This window comes from Bartonella sp. OC16QHHD, from assembly GCF_042194035.1.
In the GTDB taxonomy this organism is placed as follows: domain Bacteria; phylum Pseudomonadota; class Alphaproteobacteria; order Rhizobiales; family Rhizobiaceae; genus Bartonella.
In genome coordinates, this window is record NZ_JBHIMJ010000062.1 from 50,381 (window position 1) to 68,022 (window position 17,642).

The following is a 17,642-nucleotide window of genomic DNA, read 5'->3' on the forward strand; positions in this document are numbered from 1 at the left end:
AAAAATAGCACTTAAAGTGATTATAATCACAAAGATATATTCCAAAACATCGTGGAATATATGTTTTTTCCGTTGTTGAGAGGGAGAATCGAATATCTGAAGATCTGATTTTGGCATCATTTTTTTCAAAGTTAACTTTATGGTTTTTGTTGTCATTCAAAACTTTACTGCTTGTTTCTTTCTGATCCGTTAAAACTCATCATAAAAGATGCAGTAAAGAATAAGCACCCAGCCTATTTAGCAATAATAGACGTGAAGAGGGAGAAAGGCTGTTTTTAAAATTTCTTGCGATTTTAAGCTTATAGTTTGATAAAATTTAATTGATGACTTTTTTTATTTTAAAAGTTTATTGTTTCTTCTTTCTAATTTGTTTTATTATATCATTTATGCCGTATCATCGTTTATGATGAGAGTTGGTTTGTGTAACCTTACGCATGTGATATTTTGTATTATGTGATGAATATTTTTAAAAAAGGTTTGTTTGTCAAGTCTCGTGAAGAAGATCAGTGGTTAGCAGCAGTTTTCGTGCTAACCAATCACGTAAAAGAGAATGAAGCTGCTGGAAGATGCTTTAACTCTCCTTTCTCTTGTATATTGTGATGGGAAATGCATATTAAGGAGACTGCGAGTGATTGCAAATAAAAAGAAATCATTGCGAGAAGTAGGTGTATTTGTTTCAAAATTTCTAATGCTTTTGATGGATAAAGGCACAATTTTGTTGTCGTAATACGTCAATCTTTTAGATTCTCAAGCTAAGAACTATCCATATATTTCCTTTGTCCTTCACAAATGTAAAGCCTATAATGCAAAGAAAAGGCAGTCTTGTAAGGATATAAAAACACAAAGCCAATAATGTTTTGTTGTTTTTTGATAGAAGTATTGGATAAAAGTTAGAACATCTTTCCAATCTATGTTCGACCTATTCATGACTTTATGGTGTTGTTTTTCTCATAAAACTTTTTCTTTAGTGTTCCTCAATGCGAGCAGTATGTTTGAGATAAAGATTAAGGCGCTTTAATGCTCTCTCTACTGTTACAGCTTTTGTATGCTAGATGAGGAGAGCCCTATTGCATTATCCATTTGCGTATTCTCTGAAATCAATCTGCAGCCTTATTGGGGAAAATATGAAGTTATCAAGGGAAAAATCAGTCCAGATGACTGTCTTTTTTAAATTCGGCTTTGCTACTTTCAAAAGTGTCCAGAGTAATATCTCTTAAATCATGAAAATAACAGTTTCAGGCTTTTGTTGTTCTTTGAATAGGATATCAGATCCCACAGGTAAAATAAAATGCTGGAATATCCTTGTTTTGCTAATTTATGCACTTCTTTTAAAGAAATATCTCTCAACGCTTCTCATATTTATTTTCATGATGGCTCTCATGAATGGTATCATGCATGTTTCGTTGAGCGCTATCATCTTTATGCCTAATAAAAGAGCAATCCGACACCACCAGTTATATTGACAAGCCTTCAGTGTTGTACAGTCTTGGCTATTTGAGAGCGTTTATGAGAGTTTGTTCTTAACTCGTTTTATTTCACACGAATACTTCCTGCTTGTGACATGCAAGAAACACGCTTTTGATTGCTTCACTATAAATAGACTTAAAATGAGAGAATCTTACGGTATTAGGATTTCTCACTCAACGTGCAAAATAATTAATTGTTATAAATCAATATGTTGTAGTTAATCATAGATTATGGCTTACGGCTTTTTTTATAAAATACTCTGCACGCCTTTTATTCGGAATATGGGGGTTTTTTAGTGGTTTTACTGTCGTTTTAGGTGTATGTGGCGTACGAATGAGCTCGTATTGGTAAAGGAAGAGAAAAAGAAAGTGGAGCAGTGATAAAAGGTGGGGTAAAAATAAATTTTCTTGATCATCATATGAATTTTCACGCATTTTTATGGCTTCGGGTGTGTATGCTCGTTGTATATTGAGGAGCAAAGCTTGCTTGTAGAGTTTTATGAAGTGGCAAGCCAAGGGAAAGGTGCAAGACAAAGATTATTGACAGATTGTTTTTTACAAATCGATGTGTATTTAAGAATCTTCGTCTTTTAAGGTGCGGAGGAAGTGTGTGAACCCTCTGTTTAAAGACGCGCTAAACGATAAAGATGCAGCGAGCGTGCTCCGTGATGACAATAGGCAAGAAGAGGCAGAGAGGCTGTTTTTAAAATTGTTTGCATGGCTTCAACAGCTGACTTTTCTATAGTTGGAGGAGAAATGGGAATGTGATAGGCTTTTATGCCATATTCATTTGCGACCGTTTTAATGCTAGAAAAGTCAGGTTGATGGAGCTCTTCGTGATCGGGGCGGTTACAGATAATTGTTTTAAAACCAGCTTGTGCCAATGTTTTGATATTTTCTATGCTAATTTGGGCGCTGATAAAAATATCAGGTTCAATTTGTTGTAAATTCATTTTTGTTTATTCCCAATTGCACGATCTTCACGATGCCCTCTGGTCTAGTATATAGAAAGAACATAATGAAGGTAAGTTTTTCAGTGGCATCTTAACAAAAATATTCTTTTTGTCGAGAAGATCTATTTGGGAAAAATGAGCTGTAAGATGCAAAATATCTCATTCCGCAACATGTTCGTTATGCGATTTATAAAAGACGGATGTTTGGTCTTTATGGATAATCTATAGTGTTTACTCAGCATAGACATTTCATTGTGTTGTTTGTTTACGCGCTTGCTAGAGGTATCCTTACTTTTCTTAAGCCCATTTTACTCTGTCGAGAGTCAAAGAGTATAAAATTCATGGATCACCACCCTTTTTACACTTATGAAGAAGGAAGTCGGCACCATTATTATATTTGCCAACCCCCAATATTGTAATAGTTCTTGATACTTGAGATTCTGCATAAGAAGCATTTTAATCCTTTCTTGTACAGTTTTTACTCACACGCTAGCCCCGCTTGTAACGTACAAGAGATATGATTTTGATTAATTTAATATAAGAGGCATGAAATGAGAGAATCTTCCTGATTTCAGCTCTCTCATTCAACGTACAAAACAATGAATGCTTCTTATAGTTTGTTGTATATTCAGAGTGGAGCTTGTTTGTAGAGTTGCATTAAGTGGATTGCATGAAGGGAGAAGCCCAAAAGGCAGGCGCAAAATAAGAAGCTGGATCATTTACAGAGCATTGTTTACAGATCGACATGGATTTAAGAATCTTCGTTTTAGGGTGGAGGAAGAAGAGCATGCCTCTTTTAAATTTATTTTGTTATTTTCAAGAACATCATCTTCATAATGTTTTGCTCATGCTAAAAGAATATTATAAAGACAAAATTGCGGACTATTGTTATTTATCCTAAAAATGGGCAAAATGGTTATTTTGCACGTATTGGATGCTTGTTTCTTTTATTACTTTCTGTATAATCGTAAAAACGATAATGCTGAAAGGCGTAATAAATGATCATTGGACTTTTGAATCAAAAGGGAGGTGTCGGAAAAACGACGTTGAGTGTTAATCTTGCGGCCAGTTTTGCGCGTACCGGTGCACGGGTATTGCTTATTGATGTTGATCCACAGGGGAGCGCATTGGATTGGGCTGCTGCGCGTGAAGATGCACCTTTGTTTTCGGTTATTGGTTTACCGCGTGCAACGGTTCACAAAGAGATTACACAGATTGGTCATGGTTATGATCATATTATTATCGATGGTCCTCCGCGTGTAACTGATCTTGCTCGTAGTGCTCTTATGGCTTCGGATTTGGTGCTTATACCTGTTTTGCCTAGTCCCTATGATATTTGGGCAGCGGATGGAATTGTAAAGCTGATTGACGAAGCACGTGTTTATAAAGAAAATCTCAAATCTGCTTTTGTTATTAATCGTAAAATCGTCAATACAGCGATAGGGCGTGATGTGAACGAAGCTCTTGGCATATACCCCGTGCATGTTCTTTCTTCTAGCGTTGCGCAGCGCGTGATTTTTGCAGAAGCAGCAGCACAGGGGAAGGCGGTTTATGAAGTTGATAAGCAAGGACCAGCAGCAGCAGAGATTGAAGCGGTTGCAGCGGAAATCAAGGAGTTAGCGCGATGAATAAAAAAATTAAAATCGGCACAAAACCAACGAATAAATCAATTCCTTTAACAGCGGATGCATGGGTAGGAAGCCACAAAGGGAGCATGAGTGGAGGGATGAAGCGCCTCACGATTGATATACCAGAAAGTTTGCATCGGTTGATTAAGGTCAGTTGTGCAAGTCGTGGAACTAAAATAGCTGATGAGGTCCGCGAATTGCTTTCACAAAAATACGGAAAAGTGTAAAAAATGATACGATAATTTCGTTGGTTTGAGTGCTTTTTCTAGAGATGATATCGATTGTTTTTATACGAAGTTAATAATAAAAGCGCTCTTCTTTTTTCACGATAGTTGCTTCATTTAAGTTGTTTTTCATAAGGTTCTGTATCATCTCATGAAAGAGCTATGAGTTTGCGAAAAATTCTCCATTTCAAATTTTTCCCTATAAATGTGATAATCATCATACTACTTGTCATCTTATATCTCTAGATGAATAGATAAGTTTATTCTTCCATAAAAATTATCTTGATAATGATTTTAAACATCAGGTTATTTTTGTTTATTTTACTTAATACATAGGTAAATAATATAATTAAGAGTAGCGTTGATTATTTTTTTCTGTTATGCAGCAATCCATTTTATTAAATTATATTCATGTTTATAAAGGGGGGATAAAAATAAGTAAAATTTACTGATATTGACGCGCTATAAGTTATTCCTAATAAACAAAAGAAGTCATTGAGTATACTATAGACAATATTTCTTACATTTATATGATTTTATAGTCTTAAATAGTTAATGCCAGTCGTAATGATATGCAAGACAATAGGCTTTTTTCTTTAATTGGAATGTATAAGATTGCTTGTTTAGCATTTCTATTGGCTTTTAAAAAGTGCAGGGGGACTTAAAGCTTTCTTTCTTTTCCGGTGGTTTAGAAATGATAAGAGTGCAATTAGTTGACTAAAAGCTGTATTCTTTCGTTTGCAGAGAATTTGCAATGGGTATAGGCATAACGAATTTTGGGTAAGATATTCGTACTGTTTCTCGTTACCAAGAGGTTCTTGAAGGAAAAGAAATGATTAAAAAGCTTTTTGAGAATGTCAAGATATCAGAATTTTTACTGAAGTTTTAACACTTCAAATACAAAGAGCTGCCGTGCAGATAATGTTACAAATGCAAGTCTGATAAATGAAAGAGGCTCTTATGATTTAACATGTTTGCGTTGGAAGTGTACGTATTTGCAAAGGAAAATTAGACGCAAGGTCACAATATAGGAGGGGATGTGAACCCAAAGATATTGTTAATAAAATATAAAACAAAGAGAGGGGTTAAATCATGAACAAGATCATTATAACAGCGCTACTGCTTTGCGTGGGACTTGCTGTTACTGGTTGTGAAAAAACTTATAGTGTAAAAGAATTTAAAACAAATGAAAAATTATACGAGGAATGGGCAAAGAAATGTGAGAAGGATGATTCACCGCTCAAATCCTCTCAAAATTGTAAAAACCTTCGACAAGCATATGTAGAACTTTTTTTAAGGCCCTAAATTGTGTCCTAAACTTTGTAAATTTGAAAAAAGGGGAATTTTATTGATGAATAAAGCCATTATTACAGCATTGCTGGTTTGTACTGGACTTGTCGTTGCTGGTTGTGAAAAAACTTATAGCGTATCGGAATTTAAGAAGGATCCCAAATTACTCGAGCAATGGGCAATGAAATGCATGATATCAGAGGATTTAGATTCTCAAAATTGTAAAAACGCAGATAAAGCGTATCGTGAAGTTCATGCCCGAGATTGGCCTGGTTCAAGCTTTGTACATGATGACGAGAAAAAAACTGAAGAGAAAAAGGAAGGGAATTAAATCATGAATAAAGTCATTATTACAGCATTACTGGTTTGTACTGGACTTGTTGTTGCTGGTTGCGAAAAAAACTACAGCGTAGCGGAATTTAAGAAAGATAAAACATTACTCGAAGAGTGGGCAAAAAAATGTGAAAAGCTGGATCAATCTTCTATGGAGAAATCTAAAAATTGCCAACATGCCAGACAAGCATATATGGAACTGATGTTTGGCATTAATTAAAAACATACAATTCAATAAATAAGGAATTGTTTAGTTCTTGATTCTATTACGTTTTTAGGCTCTCTCTAACTTTTAGAGAGTCTTTTTATGGCTTCAAGAATTAGTCGTTTACGATCAGTACTCTTTGTGTAAACGGATGCTATACTGTCATTGTTAAGCCCAAAAGTGCTTTCAATTGTAGATAGTATTGCCTCCCAATGAGTTGTTATGTGTTACTGCTAATTTTTTAATGTTTTGGTTACATGTATTTAAAATATTGAGATTAAATCTATCTTTGGGGTGTTTTTTTGCGTTTATCACAAATAAATGTTTCATCACACTAAGATCGTCTTTAAGTGTTGCGGCTAATTTCGGAAAAATTAGGAGGAAACATTTGTTTGGAAATTACTTTCTCTGTTTTAATAAAGAGAAAAACATTCTGAATAGAATTATTATCGTTTCATACTCAAATGTTTTTCTCAAACTATTTTTAAAAAATTTCTTTTGATTTGAGAATATTATAACATTAGTTAAGTTGTGAGACAGTTTTGCTAGGACGGTTTTGCCGGATGTGTGAGGAATTGAGCGCTCTCCACATCTTTTCATTTTTCTCCTCTCTCTTTTCTGAGTTTACAAGGGTTTTCCTTGTTATTTTTTTATCTTAATTGTGTCGTGATATTATCATGTTGAGCGGTGGAGCTCATATAAAACTTTACGTATGAGGTGTTTTTTGTTCTCGAGTGTGTGATGAATATTTTTCTAAATAACACTTTGATTTATAAAAATGATTTAATTATTTTATGCTGAATAAGGATCTCGAATATAGTAAGCTTCTCTTATTCCAAATCTGTTTTCGGTTGAATTAATTAAAACCATCTTCTTGCATGGTACAAGCGGGGAGCGCTGTGTAGATAAAAACTGTTGGAGAAAGAAGTAAAAATGCCTCTTATAAACGATCTCAAGTGCTAAAGGTTATTGCAACATTTGGGGCTGGAAAAGTGTGTGATGCTGCTGGTTTATTCTCTCATAAGGGTAAAGATGGTGTTCAATGGATTTATCATAAGCTTCATGAAATATTATCCTTTAGGATTGTGAGATGTCCTGAAGGGGGAAGCAAAAGGAACTTACTCAATAAGGAGACAAATTATTTACAGATCGGATCTGGTAAAAAATTTCGTTTTTTAAGCTGGGAATGAAGTTGAGATTCAAGATAGCGTGAAAAGATGGACAATGATGGTTAAAAATGCATACAAAAAGCAGAGTTTACACCTCAAATAGTTGCAAGCGATGTTTGAAATTGGGTGTGTGGTTTATCTGTAGAATTAAAATTTTTCTTTGATCTTATGTGAAATTAAGATGCTTATTTGCGCAGATTACAATAAGCCAAGAGAGTATGCTTAGTATATTTCTATTACGAGAACTAAAATAACAACAAAAGCATTGATGGTGATAATCAAGGTTGAATAAAGCATAGCGGCTTTTACGAGATCAGCCATAAAAACCTCTTTCTGTTCTTTTTGAGGTGATTTTATGAATAACAATATATTACAATCTGTAATATATGCTGATACAACATATTCGGCAAGCTTAAAATCGTTCCTTTTTTTATAAAAGCTTAAGGAGTTGGAGTATTGTGAATCCTAAAAAAGAAAGCTTTAAAAGGACTATTGATTGATTTTGTAAGTTTTGTGTTGCTGGAAACTTTTTTTATCCTGTTATGCTATAAAGCACTGTCATTTATAACGGTAATATAAGACATATACGTTTTCTTGGAACGTTTAAGTATTTTTTAGTGTACGATGAATATTCGTAGGTTTATTTGTTGAGCCTTTCGTTTAAGTGAATCAGATGAGGGGAAAGTCAGGAGAAGATCGTTTGACAAAAATTCGGACTGCGTACAGAGCTGATTGAGTTAAGATCTTAGTTCTTTAAGGTGAGCGGCGGAAGACAAAAATGTTTTCTGATCGTTTATCTCATAGCAAGATTGGTTAATGCTGCTCTAATGGGGCATGTTTTGCACAAAAGTAAAGAACGCTCCAAACGAAATATACTTATGTTGTATATTAGTATATTTGTATTGCATATTTATGTACTTGTTTTAGAGAAATATCTCTCAACGCACACGAAAGACATTTTACGATGACACTCGTAAATGGTATAACGGTAAATGTGAATAGTATAACAGTAAAGCTCTCGTGAAATAATATAAACTTTGAATAATATAAAAATCTATAAAATGCTATCATCTTTATACTTATGAAAGAGCAAGTCACGATCATCGTACGCTTGCTTCCAATGTTTATTATAGTTCTTGGCATTTGCTAAGGTTCATAAGAGGACTTTTTCTTTCAGCGTATTTTATCAACACATCAGGGCGTTGTTTGTGATGTGCAAGCAAGTGATTTTAATTTATTCAACATGGAATAGATTTGAAATGCGATGATTATGAAAGAGAAGAGCCGCATTTAAAAGGTTGAAAACGAGAGAAAGATCGTAAACAAAAATTGTACCTTGATTATAAAATGATTGTTTCTCTGTTTTTATACTAGTAGCGCAGGTAAAGTCGCGATATTAAGAGCAAGCTGTGTTATGGAATGAAATAATCTGTAAGAAGATGCTGTGAAAATTCTGAAAATATCAATGGGGGGAGCGTTAAGCATTATGCATTGGATAATATTTTGATTTATAATGATAATCTATCGTTATTCAACTTGAATTAGAGCCCTGAATACTGGATTTTTTTCATTCCAAATCTGTTTCGCGGTGAATTAACTAAAACAATGTCTTTTGCAGTTACAAGCAGGGAGCTCTTATGCGCAGAGAAATTGTACAAGAAAGGCATGCTTTTATGAACCGTCTCAAGTGTCAAGAGTATCAGAACATAAGGGGGTAGCAAAATATATGATGGTGCTGGCTTGCTTCTTTTATTAAGCGTAAAGATGGAAAATGCTCAATGGATTTTATACATGTCATGGGAGATTTATCATTATACCATTCATGCATTCATGGGCCGCGGCGCGAAATAGGCTTGGGTGCACTTAAGAGATATTTCTTTAAAACAAGCGCGTGAATATGCGATTGAAGACGTATCGAACTGATTGGCTAAGAAACTCTTGAAAAGGTTCAAAAAATCTTATATAGTTGTTCATTGCAAAGAAAAGCGAATGATAATTTAAAAAAGGAAGATTGATGGCTGTTTAGCTATTTTAAGATGTCTTTTTATATTGGTGTGTGGCTGATCTGTTCAAAAGAGCATTCTTTTTGTGTTTTATGCGAAATACTGCATGTGTGCAGAAAGAGCATGGGAGAGGGGGTATCCTTTTGAATGGGTGCAAACTGATCTTGTCTGGTGCCATCTTATGGGGCGCCAGAAGGTATACAGGTTTTAGTGCAGAGAGAGCCATAAGGTTATGGAGGGTAAAATGCTGCTATCGGTAAAATGCTGAAATTTTTCATGGGCTTAAGTCTTTAATATGCTGCAAGATAGGCTGCGGTTTTTTGTCGGCAGGTAGTTTTTGTGGCTGAAGTTCTCGTGAAAGCATTGTTATTTTCTGTTGAAGATGAGCTCGTGATAAAATCGGCAAAGATAAAATCCGCAAGGCGAAATAGACAGAGCAAATATGGAAGTTTCGATATTGCTGTAAGGTTTAAGTTTATAGCGTTTTTATGGATTAGTATAGCCGCAATGATGGTTTTGGAGCAAAGCAAGAAAAATATTTGAGAGAACGCGTTGAAAGTTGAAGTGGTATACGCTTTGAAGGATTGTCGTGCTGTTGTTTGAGCAATGTTTGCACCACGAGCTTGGTTGAGTGTATCAGCATTGAAGAGAACCTGTTTAATCTCCCTCATTTGAAAGTAAGATTGAACAATAGTGTTGAAGGGGAAGTAAAAATGTCTGTAGTGCAATATGGTGATGATAGTTTTGCGGCAAAAGCAAAAGTTCTTGATAACAACCTTATTGATCGTGATTGGGCGATGACAAAATTTGTTGCTGCTGTTAAAGGATTAGCTCAAGTTGTTGATTATGAAAGCAATATGCTAGAGAGTAGTGGTGTTCCAGATTACGAAGAAATAAATTTGCGTAAAATACGTGGTTTGCGTGATCTTAATAAATCCATGAGTGATGTGAAGCGCTATATGAATCAAGATATTGAGCATGAGGTTGAAAGTTTGTTGTCTGATTTACAAGAAAAATTACAGCGTAATAGTGAATTACTTCAAACACATTTAAATGCAGTTAATGATCTTTCTAGAGCTATACAGCTATCTGGACGTGCAAAAGAAATAGAGGAATAAATTCAAATCTGATTAATACGGGCTGTTCTAAGTAATGACAATGATTAGGTAGGGCAGTTGATTTGGGTAAATAGTGCGTTTAGTGAGTAGACTTGTTTTAAGCGCATTTTGATATTTAAATTATTATCCTGATGTACTGTAAAACGCTGTTCTTAAAACAGTGTTTTTTAAGGTGTCGTGATGTGAACCGCATGCTGTGGGAAGCTGGCTGGAAGAGAACTAAGAGAAGGCGGATTATTTACAGAGCATTGTTTGCAGACTGAGTTAATAGGCAGAGCTTCATTTTTTAGTTTAGGGAAGGCGATTAAGAGAATATTTAGACCAGCCTGTGATGCCTTAAAAACAGCTTCCTTGGGGGTGTGGTAATGTAAGGTTTATACATTGAGTCTTTTGCTTGCATTTAGCAGATCTGGCGGCGACTTACTCTTCCGTGCCTTAAGGCAAAGTACTATCAGCGCTGGAGTGTTTCACGGCCGAGTTCGGGATGGGATCGGGTGCGTTCACTCCGCCATAACCACCAAGTCAGCAAAAAGCATGAATGATGAAGGGTATGTGATGAATATTGCCTATAAGCTTCATGGAATATTGTCCTTTAAAGTGTGGTGATATGATGCGGTTCGTTGTTTAAATCTATATGCTTGAGATAAAAATTAAAGCGGTTTATTATTTCCTTCTGCTGTTTTTAGTTTTTGTATGTCAGATTGGAGAGAGCATCCAGATTTGAGTGGATATAGTGCGTATATCTTTGTTGGCGTAATATTTGAAATGGGGAGGCAATCTCATTGGGAAAGAATAAAGGGGTAGAAATCAGCTTCCCTCTGTTCCGCCGTTCTTTAATTTAGCTTTATGTCTTTCGAAAGTATCTAAAGCACTATCTGTTAAATAATGAAGATTCCGCATTGTTTCACGCTTTTTTTATTGTGTTTTTTACTGCGGGCATGTCCTTCATGCACGACAAAATACTCAAAATAGAATGGATTTGTTATTCCTAATTCACGGCCTTGTTTTAAAGAGATATCTAAGCTCTCAAGTCTATTTCGTGATGGTGTTTGTGGGGCGGTGCAACGATATCTTTGATGCAACGGTGCTTGTGAATGGTATAATAAAAAAGTTCCCATGGAAATAATATAAAATCTATAGGGCACGACCATCTTTATGCTTAATAAAAGAGCAAGTTGATATTGTTATATTTTTCAACACTGTCATATTCTTTGTTTGATCCCAATGTTGCTACAGCCCTTGGCACTTGAGATAGTTCATTAGAGGCATTTTTAATCCTTTCTTAATAGTTTTTTATCCCTATGGCTCTTCCCCCTTGTTACTTGTAAGAGATATGGTTTTTGTTGATTCAACATGGAACAGGTCTAAAATGAAAGAATCTGACGATATTCTGGATTCTCATTTAACATGGAAAACAATTAATTGTCTTTATAAATCAATATCTTGTCTTATAATGGAGCTGCTGTAGCATTGAGATTTTAGAGGAAAAACATGCCTTTAAGAATTTAAACCAGATGCTAGTCTTTATAGCAGGTATATTAAATGTACATCATCTAAAATAAATGGAGCGTCCACAGCGAAGAAGGGGCTGATTTTTTTTTAAATCCGCATGAATGCTTATTCTGTTGTGCTGTAAAAACATCATCGCTTGAGGTGTGGTGATAATATAAGACATAAAATTTTATGCATGGGGTATTTTGATGAGAGAATGTTATGGTATTCAGTTTTTTATTCAATATGCAAAAGAAATATTATAAGTCAAAATCTTCTTTGATATGATAATGATTGTTGAGAATTTAAAAAAATATATAAATTTAAATAAAAAAGCAGCACTTTGTGCTGCCTTTTTTATTTAAGTTAAAATTAACTTCTGCTTTAGAAGCGATAACGTATTCCGCCAGACAAATTGGTGCCAGATACACCGGCTTTTTGCAGTTTTTGCCGATAGCTGATATCGGCGTTTAGTACGATATTTTGAGAAAGATATGCATTCATCCCCACGCCTCCCTCAACTGAAGAGCCGGTAGGATCAACATGAAAGGTATCAGCAATTTTTATTGTTTTACCATCGCCAAAAGTTCTGATAACATTCATTTTACCATAGAAGGAAACAGCTTTGTTTTCTTCAACAGCCATTATTGTTTTTGTTAAACGTCCACCAAAACGGATCAACCATTGATGTGGATTGCCCATGTCTACTTTTAAGCCATTGGTATCTGAGAAAATATCAAACATGAGATTTTGATAAATGAATTGAGCTTGTGGTTCAAAGACAAGCCCTTTTGTATCGGTTGCTAATTTCTGACCAATGGTTGCAGATATATTAAGCATCTCGGTACCATCCAATTTTGCGGCATTCCCAACAAGAGCTGTGGTAATATTTCCTTTTAAGGTTCCGTAAGAAAGAAGAGCGTTGACATATATACCATTGCTATGCTGGATGCCGCTATAAGCGGTAAGTGACCATTTATCAAGCGTTGTCTTTTCAGAATCTTGCATCTCTTTTGGCGTAAAGGCAAGCTTTCCGTACGTTCCTAAAAGACCAAAATGTGCGCTTATGTCTTTGCTTTCTAAGGCGGCTAATATGCCCCCTAATTGTAAGGCAGTATAGTTTACATCAGCACCATAACCATAGTGCAGTGGATCGCGGTTGGAAGATAGGGTGACCTTCTCGCCGTAGGAAGAGAAAAAGATACCATTCTTTTTATTGTCTTTTGCCCCAAATACTGTTGTTCGCATATTGTCTAACAACGTGTTTTGATTGTTTACATCAGTAAATCCAGCAGAAAATAAAGTATTAGATATGGTTAAATAGTTTGCTACCTGTGGTAAAAGGGCTCGAACTTTTTTATCCTTATCAATGTAGGCATTTTGTAAGCGGAAATCCCAGAAATCACTATTCTTCTTGCCAAAAAGATTTTGGCTCTCATGAGATGTTCCTGGCTTATAGCCTGTGAGTACATATTTATAAGGTTGTTTCCCTATTGTCATATAGTTTCCTGCTAACGTGAAGGAATTTTCATTCGCTTGTCCGGAAACTTGAATGATTGAAATCCCATGTGTCCCTAAAGGAAGTGACGCCATGCGTTCTTCCCAAACAGCAGAGCTATCGGTTTGGAGATTGATGTGCACAAAAGTACTTCCTGAGACATCACCATTAATCACAATGCGATCAGTTTGTTGTTCCGTTATAGGAGAATGTTTATCCCATTGAGTGTTTACATAAATCTCTGCAAGACCCGCTGTACTATAAACCGCTGCTGTGTGAATTGTTTCGTCTTCTTGCGAAAGATTAGGTCCTATAAACAGAGTTTGATAATGTCCCTCAATGGGCTTGTCAAACATAATAGCACTGTTTGTAAGGTGCAATTCAGAAAGATTAGAGTATGATTTTTCATCAACACCAAACTGTCTATAGTCATTTAAAATATTATCATTATTTGTGGCATTTTTATTAGCCTTTACAAGCCATTTCGTTCTCTCTTTTAGATCAAAAACTGTTCTATTATCTTTAGAAGTTCTTACCCGACCTTCTAAAGAAGAGTGGTCTGCAACTAATGTAATGGTGTTTGTGGAGGCACTTTCGTTCTTGATATTTTTTAATAAAATATCGGCATGAACTTCTGAATTTTTAAGGTTGACTTCTCCGTTTACGCCTGTTCCATAAAGGTTGATACCGCTACCATGTTCAACGAAAAGCTTTGTATTCTCTAGGGTTACTTTATCAGCAATATTGGCTACATCTTGTTCTTGAACGGCATTGGTGTTTCTTTCAGCATTGTGTGTATATCGTTTTCTAGGGGCATTATACGGATTGTTGCGGAAAATAATACCGTCTGCTTCATAATTTCCCGTGACATGTGCGCTTGAATCCTTAAGTTTGATTGTGCCCTCCATGTTTACCAAACCAGCTGTTTCTGCTGTTACAGTAATGCCTGTAGCATCAATTTCTCCACCATCTGATACGCTTAGTGCAACAAAACGCGCATCAACTGTTCCCCCTATCATGTTGACTTTTGAATTATTTCCCTCTGCATGTACAGCAAAACTATTGTCTTGAATTTTTTTGTTATGTAGCGTTATGGTCTTACCGTTTTTAGCTTCAACTCCAGCGCTTATATCCTCAATTTGTGTAGACTTTTCAGGTTGTTTTATTGGTGATATTGGTTTTTCAATCTCTGATTTTTCAGATATTTTTTGTGCAGATGAAGATTGCACAGGCGCTGGTTTTGCAGATTTTGGTGGTACCAGTAATGCTGGTTTTCCAGTTTCTACTCTTAAAGATATTGGCTGTGCGAGTTCTGGTTCATTAGATGTTGGTATTTGCTCTGTTGTTGGTTTTGTAGGTTCCGTTCTTGTAGGTTCAGACTTTGTAAGTGTTGGTTGTAAATTCGGTGAAGGTTGTGTAGGTTCTGGCTGTGAAGACACAGCAGAATTCGATAGTGTTTTTTCGCTGGAAGAGTCTGCAGAAGAGGAGGACGCCCCTGAACGTCTTCTAGATTTTGCTTTCATTCCTGTTGTTGAAGCTATTTCTGTCGTTAGAGATTGTGTAAGAGTGTTTTGTGTTGTAGGGTTAGATTGTACACCTTCTGTAACTTTAGTCTTTGGTGTTTGTGTACTTCCTTGACTAAGATCAGAGTTTTTTTTTGAAGAAGAAATTATATTTCCAGCTGAATTTCCTTCAAGTTGTGTTTTGGGAGGTAGAGTGATTGTAGAAGTAGGCGTTGTAGTTTCATTCCCTGTAGGAGGAAGGGTTATGATTGTTCTTGTAGAGCTAGATGTTGAAGGTGGATATGAATATGATGGCATAATCTGCCCGATTCCATCATATGGATCTTTATACGGATCAAAAACTCTGGATAGATTTATTGGTGGCTTGACACGAGCAGATTGTAGAGAAGAAGAATCTATCGTTGTTAATGGATTTGTACTATGAATAGCATAAGACATACTGGTGGAAGAACAAAACAGAACTCCAGAAACTGTGTATAGTAAGAAGCTTTTTTTCATATGGATGTATTCCTAAAATATTTCTCCCCTCTCTCATAAAAAATAAAACTTTGGCCTCATTATGTCTCTTTTGTAAGAGACAAAACGAAACATAATGAGAGCGCGTTATATTTCAAGATAGGAATACAAGTATTTTTAAAAGTGATAGCGCATTCCAGCGGCAATATTTATTGCAGAGATGCCAGCTTTTTTGAATTTATGTTGATAGCTGAGATCACTATGAAGCTGAATATTTTGTGATAAGTGTGCGTGAATACCAAAACCACCTTCGATTAAAGATCCCATAGCTGCAAGCTGAAAATTTTTACTAAAAGTTTTGATCATGTTCAGTTTGCCGTAGAAAGAAACAGCATGTCCTTTGTTTTGCGTTAAACGTCCGCCAATACGGAGCAGCCATTGATAAGGATTACTTATGTCTATTTTAGAGTTATCGTCATCTGAGAAAGAGCTCCTATCTGATAAAGAACCAAGCATGAGACGTTGATAAACAAGTTGTGCTTGCGGTTCTAGGATTACACCTTCCAAACTGGTTGACAGTTTTTGACCAACAGTTGCAGCGGCTCCTAATGTTTTACTATTCTTCACTTTTGAGGTATGTTTGATGAGAGCTGTAGCGTGATTTTCTTTGAAAATTCCATAAGAGAGAAATGCACTTGTATAGATGCCACTGTCATGCTGAATATTTCCATATGCGGTGAGTGACCATTTATCAAACATATTTTTTTGAAAGCTCTCCTTGTTTTTAGGAGTAAAAGATAATTTCCCATATGTTCCGAAAAGACCAAAGTTGCTGCTGATATTTTGATCTTTTAGCGCTATTAATGTTGCTCCTGCTTGCAATGCAGCATAGCGAATATCTGCTTGAACACCATCTTGTTCTGCTTGAACCTTGGAAGAAAACGTGCTTTTATTGCCATAAGAGGATAAGAGAACGCCTCTTTCTGGATGATCTTTGGGCTCAAACATTGTTATTTGCATATTGTCTAACAAGATATTTTGATTGTTGACATCACTAAACCCAACAGCAAACATCGCAATAGGCATGACTAAAGAGCTTTCTCCTTGTGGTGTAAGAATTGTTCTTTTTTCTGTCCCATCAAGAGAAGTAGAAGCTGCGGTTGCTTTATCATCATCTGTAAGTTTAGAGGTACTCTCTGTCGCAGCGGTAGCAGTATTCTCAACCTTTGGGAGCAATTTCATATGCGCTTTTGCGGATGTAAGAGTCGTTTTTGATTCTGAGGAAGTGGGGTTCGTTTTATGATCAATATCAGATTGCGAATTTTCATTTATTTTAGATTGTATAATTCCATGATCTGTCCTTGTGAATGAATTGTCCTTTGAATTGTCCTTGTGTTGGGCAGCAATGTGAGCGGGTGGTAATTTATCACTAGCGCGTCTTTGTCTTGTGCTGGAGTCAATAAGAGGTTGTTTATTCTCTTCAGATGCAGGAGGGGTTGTCTCTCCTTTTTTCTTCACGTTGGTTATTCCATCGTTGTTCAAAGTCTCTAATACTGCTTTGCGTAAAGTATTGGAAAGTTCCTTGTTTTGTCCTTGTAAAGCACTATCCACTTGTGCTGCTTTATGTAATATTTCTGCTTTATTTTGCAGTTCAAACCAATTATGATTGTCTTGGCTCACCCATTGTTGGCGCGCGGTATTAACACGCTGTTGATTATCAGCATCAAGGATTTTTGCTGCTTGCACGGCATCGGAAACTGCTTTGTCGTAGCCACGTAATAAATTTTCTCTTGTTTTTAATCGGTTCTGACGTAATTGTTCAAGGTATGCTCTGGCTTTCATCATATGTTGCATATCCAGATGGTGTTTGTTTGCCATGGCTTGGGCGCGTATATAATCTCTTGCCCTTTGCGATTCATTTGCATGTGCACCAGAGTCATAACGACCTATACCTGTAAAATAACTATTAATTCTACTGTCTGTTTCATCGAATCCTTTTTGAAGTGCTTGGTTGAAGTACGAATTATCTTTCATCATGGCGCCAGAGGCTATCTTTTCAAGATTTTTTTCTGCTTGTGTTGGTGTGTTTATTAAATCAATAGCACGGCGATATTGTTCAGGTAATTTCATAATCCCTTCAATAGCATAGCGTTCCTGGGGGCTTAGAGCAGAGGCGGTGCTGGTAGATGTGAAGTTAAAAGAAGAAAAAAATAAAGCACAAGCGGCTGTACATAACAAAAGATTCTTATGCATAGAGATGTTCCTTAAGATATTTTCTTTGTTTT

At 35.9% G+C, this 17,642-nt stretch carries 10 protein-coding genes and 1 rRNA gene; 7 read left to right on the forward strand and 4 right to left on the reverse strand.

Annotation, left to right across the window (positions count from 1 at the left end; genetic code table 11):
* Nucleotides 1-2,089 precede the first annotated feature (2,089 nt).
* A complete protein-coding gene (locus ACFIK1_RS06620) occupies nt 2,090-2,419 on the reverse strand; it encodes a TIGR01244 family sulfur transferase (RefSeq protein WP_375632881.1) in 330 nt (109 codons plus the stop codon).
* 998 nt (nt 2,420-3,417) lie between these two features.
* Between ACFIK1_RS06620 and parA the strand changes: the two genes are divergently transcribed.
* From parA to ACFIK1_RS06655, 7 genes are all read left to right on the forward strand, one after another.
* On the forward strand, nt 3,418-4,047 hold the full coding sequence (parA, locus tag ACFIK1_RS06625) for a ParA family partition ATPase (RefSeq protein WP_273790968.1): 630 nt from the start codon (nt 3,418-3,420) through the stop codon (nt 4,045-4,047).
* Nucleotides 4,044-4,274 (forward strand): plasmid partition protein ParG, encoded by a 231-nt coding sequence (locus tag ACFIK1_RS06630; protein WP_273790969.1) that lies wholly within the window; start codon nt 4,044-4,046, stop codon nt 4,272-4,274. The genes parA and ACFIK1_RS06630 overlap by 4 nt, the downstream gene beginning before the upstream one ends.
* 1,089 nt (nt 4,275-5,363) lie before the next feature.
* Nucleotides 5,364-5,576 (forward strand): EexN family lipoprotein, encoded by a 213-nt coding sequence (locus ACFIK1_RS06635; RefSeq protein WP_375632883.1) that lies wholly within the window; start codon nt 5,364-5,366, stop codon nt 5,574-5,576.
* Nucleotides 5,577-5,622: 46 nt separating this feature from the next.
* Nucleotides 5,623-5,892, forward strand: a complete 270-nt coding sequence (locus ACFIK1_RS06640; protein WP_375632897.1) for an EexN family lipoprotein — start codon at nt 5,623-5,625, stop codon at nt 5,890-5,892.
* A gap of 3 nt (nt 5,893-5,895) precedes the next feature.
* On the forward strand, nt 5,896-6,114 hold the full coding sequence (locus ACFIK1_RS06645) for an EexN family lipoprotein (protein ID WP_375614687.1): 219 nt from the start codon (nt 5,896-5,898) through the stop codon (nt 6,112-6,114).
* A gap of 941 nt (nt 6,115-7,055) precedes the next feature.
* Entirely contained in the window at nt 7,056-7,289 is a 234-nt protein-coding gene (locus ACFIK1_RS06650) for a hypothetical protein (RefSeq protein ID WP_375662388.1), read from the forward strand.
* Nucleotides 7,290-9,984: 2,695 nt separating this feature from the next.
* Complete coding sequence (locus tag ACFIK1_RS06655) at nt 9,985-10,389, forward strand: flagellar protein FlgN (RefSeq protein ID WP_273790974.1); 405 nt, start codon at nt 9,985-9,987, stop codon at nt 10,387-10,389.
* A gap of 407 nt (nt 10,390-10,796) precedes the next feature.
* Here ACFIK1_RS06655 and rrf read toward each other — a convergent pair.
* The 3 genes from rrf to ACFIK1_RS06670 all read right to left on the reverse strand — a co-directional run bounded on the left by rrf (nt 10,797) and on the right by ACFIK1_RS06670 (nt 17,610).
* Nucleotides 10,797-10,911: ribosomal RNA gene (rrf, locus tag ACFIK1_RS06660) — 5S ribosomal RNA — on the reverse strand.
* Between the two features lie 1,353 nt (nt 10,912-12,264).
* Nucleotides 12,265-15,399: an autotransporter outer membrane beta-barrel domain-containing protein gene (locus ACFIK1_RS06665; RefSeq protein ID WP_375662389.1), complete on the reverse strand. Its 3,135-nt coding sequence runs from the start codon at nt 15,397-15,399 to the stop codon at nt 12,265-12,267.
* A 135-nt stretch (nt 15,400-15,534) separates the two neighbouring features.
* Nucleotides 15,535-17,610: an autotransporter outer membrane beta-barrel domain-containing protein gene (locus ACFIK1_RS06670; RefSeq protein ID WP_375662390.1), complete on the reverse strand. Its 2,076-nt coding sequence runs from the start codon at nt 17,608-17,610 to the stop codon at nt 15,535-15,537.
* Nucleotides 17,611-17,642: the final 32 nt, after the last annotated feature.

Coding starts and splice junctions, on each gene's coding strand:
- ACFIK1_RS06620 (WP_375632881.1), bottom strand. CDS start 2,419: ATGAATTTACAACAAATTGAACCTGATATTTTTATCAGCGCCCAAATT.
- parA (WP_273790968.1), top strand. CDS start 3,418: ATGATCATTGGACTTTTGAATCAAAAGGGAGGTGTCGGAAAAACGACG.
- ACFIK1_RS06630 (WP_273790969.1), top strand. CDS start 4,044: ATGAATAAAAAAATTAAAATCGGCACAAAACCAACGAATAAATCAATT.
- ACFIK1_RS06635 (WP_375632883.1), top strand. CDS start 5,364: ATGAACAAGATCATTATAACAGCGCTACTGCTTTGCGTGGGACTTGCT.
- ACFIK1_RS06640 (WP_375632897.1), top strand. CDS start 5,623: ATGAATAAAGCCATTATTACAGCATTGCTGGTTTGTACTGGACTTGTC.
- ACFIK1_RS06645 (WP_375614687.1), top strand. CDS start 5,896: ATGAATAAAGTCATTATTACAGCATTACTGGTTTGTACTGGACTTGTT.
- ACFIK1_RS06655 (WP_273790974.1), top strand. CDS start 9,985: ATGTCTGTAGTGCAATATGGTGATGATAGTTTTGCGGCAAAAGCAAAA.
- ACFIK1_RS06665 (WP_375662389.1), bottom strand. CDS start 15,399: ATGAAAAAAAGCTTCTTACTATACACAGTTTCTGGAGTTCTGTTTTGT.
- ACFIK1_RS06670 (WP_375662390.1), bottom strand. CDS start 17,610: ATGCATAAGAATCTTTTGTTATGTACAGCCGCTTGTGCTTTATTTTTT.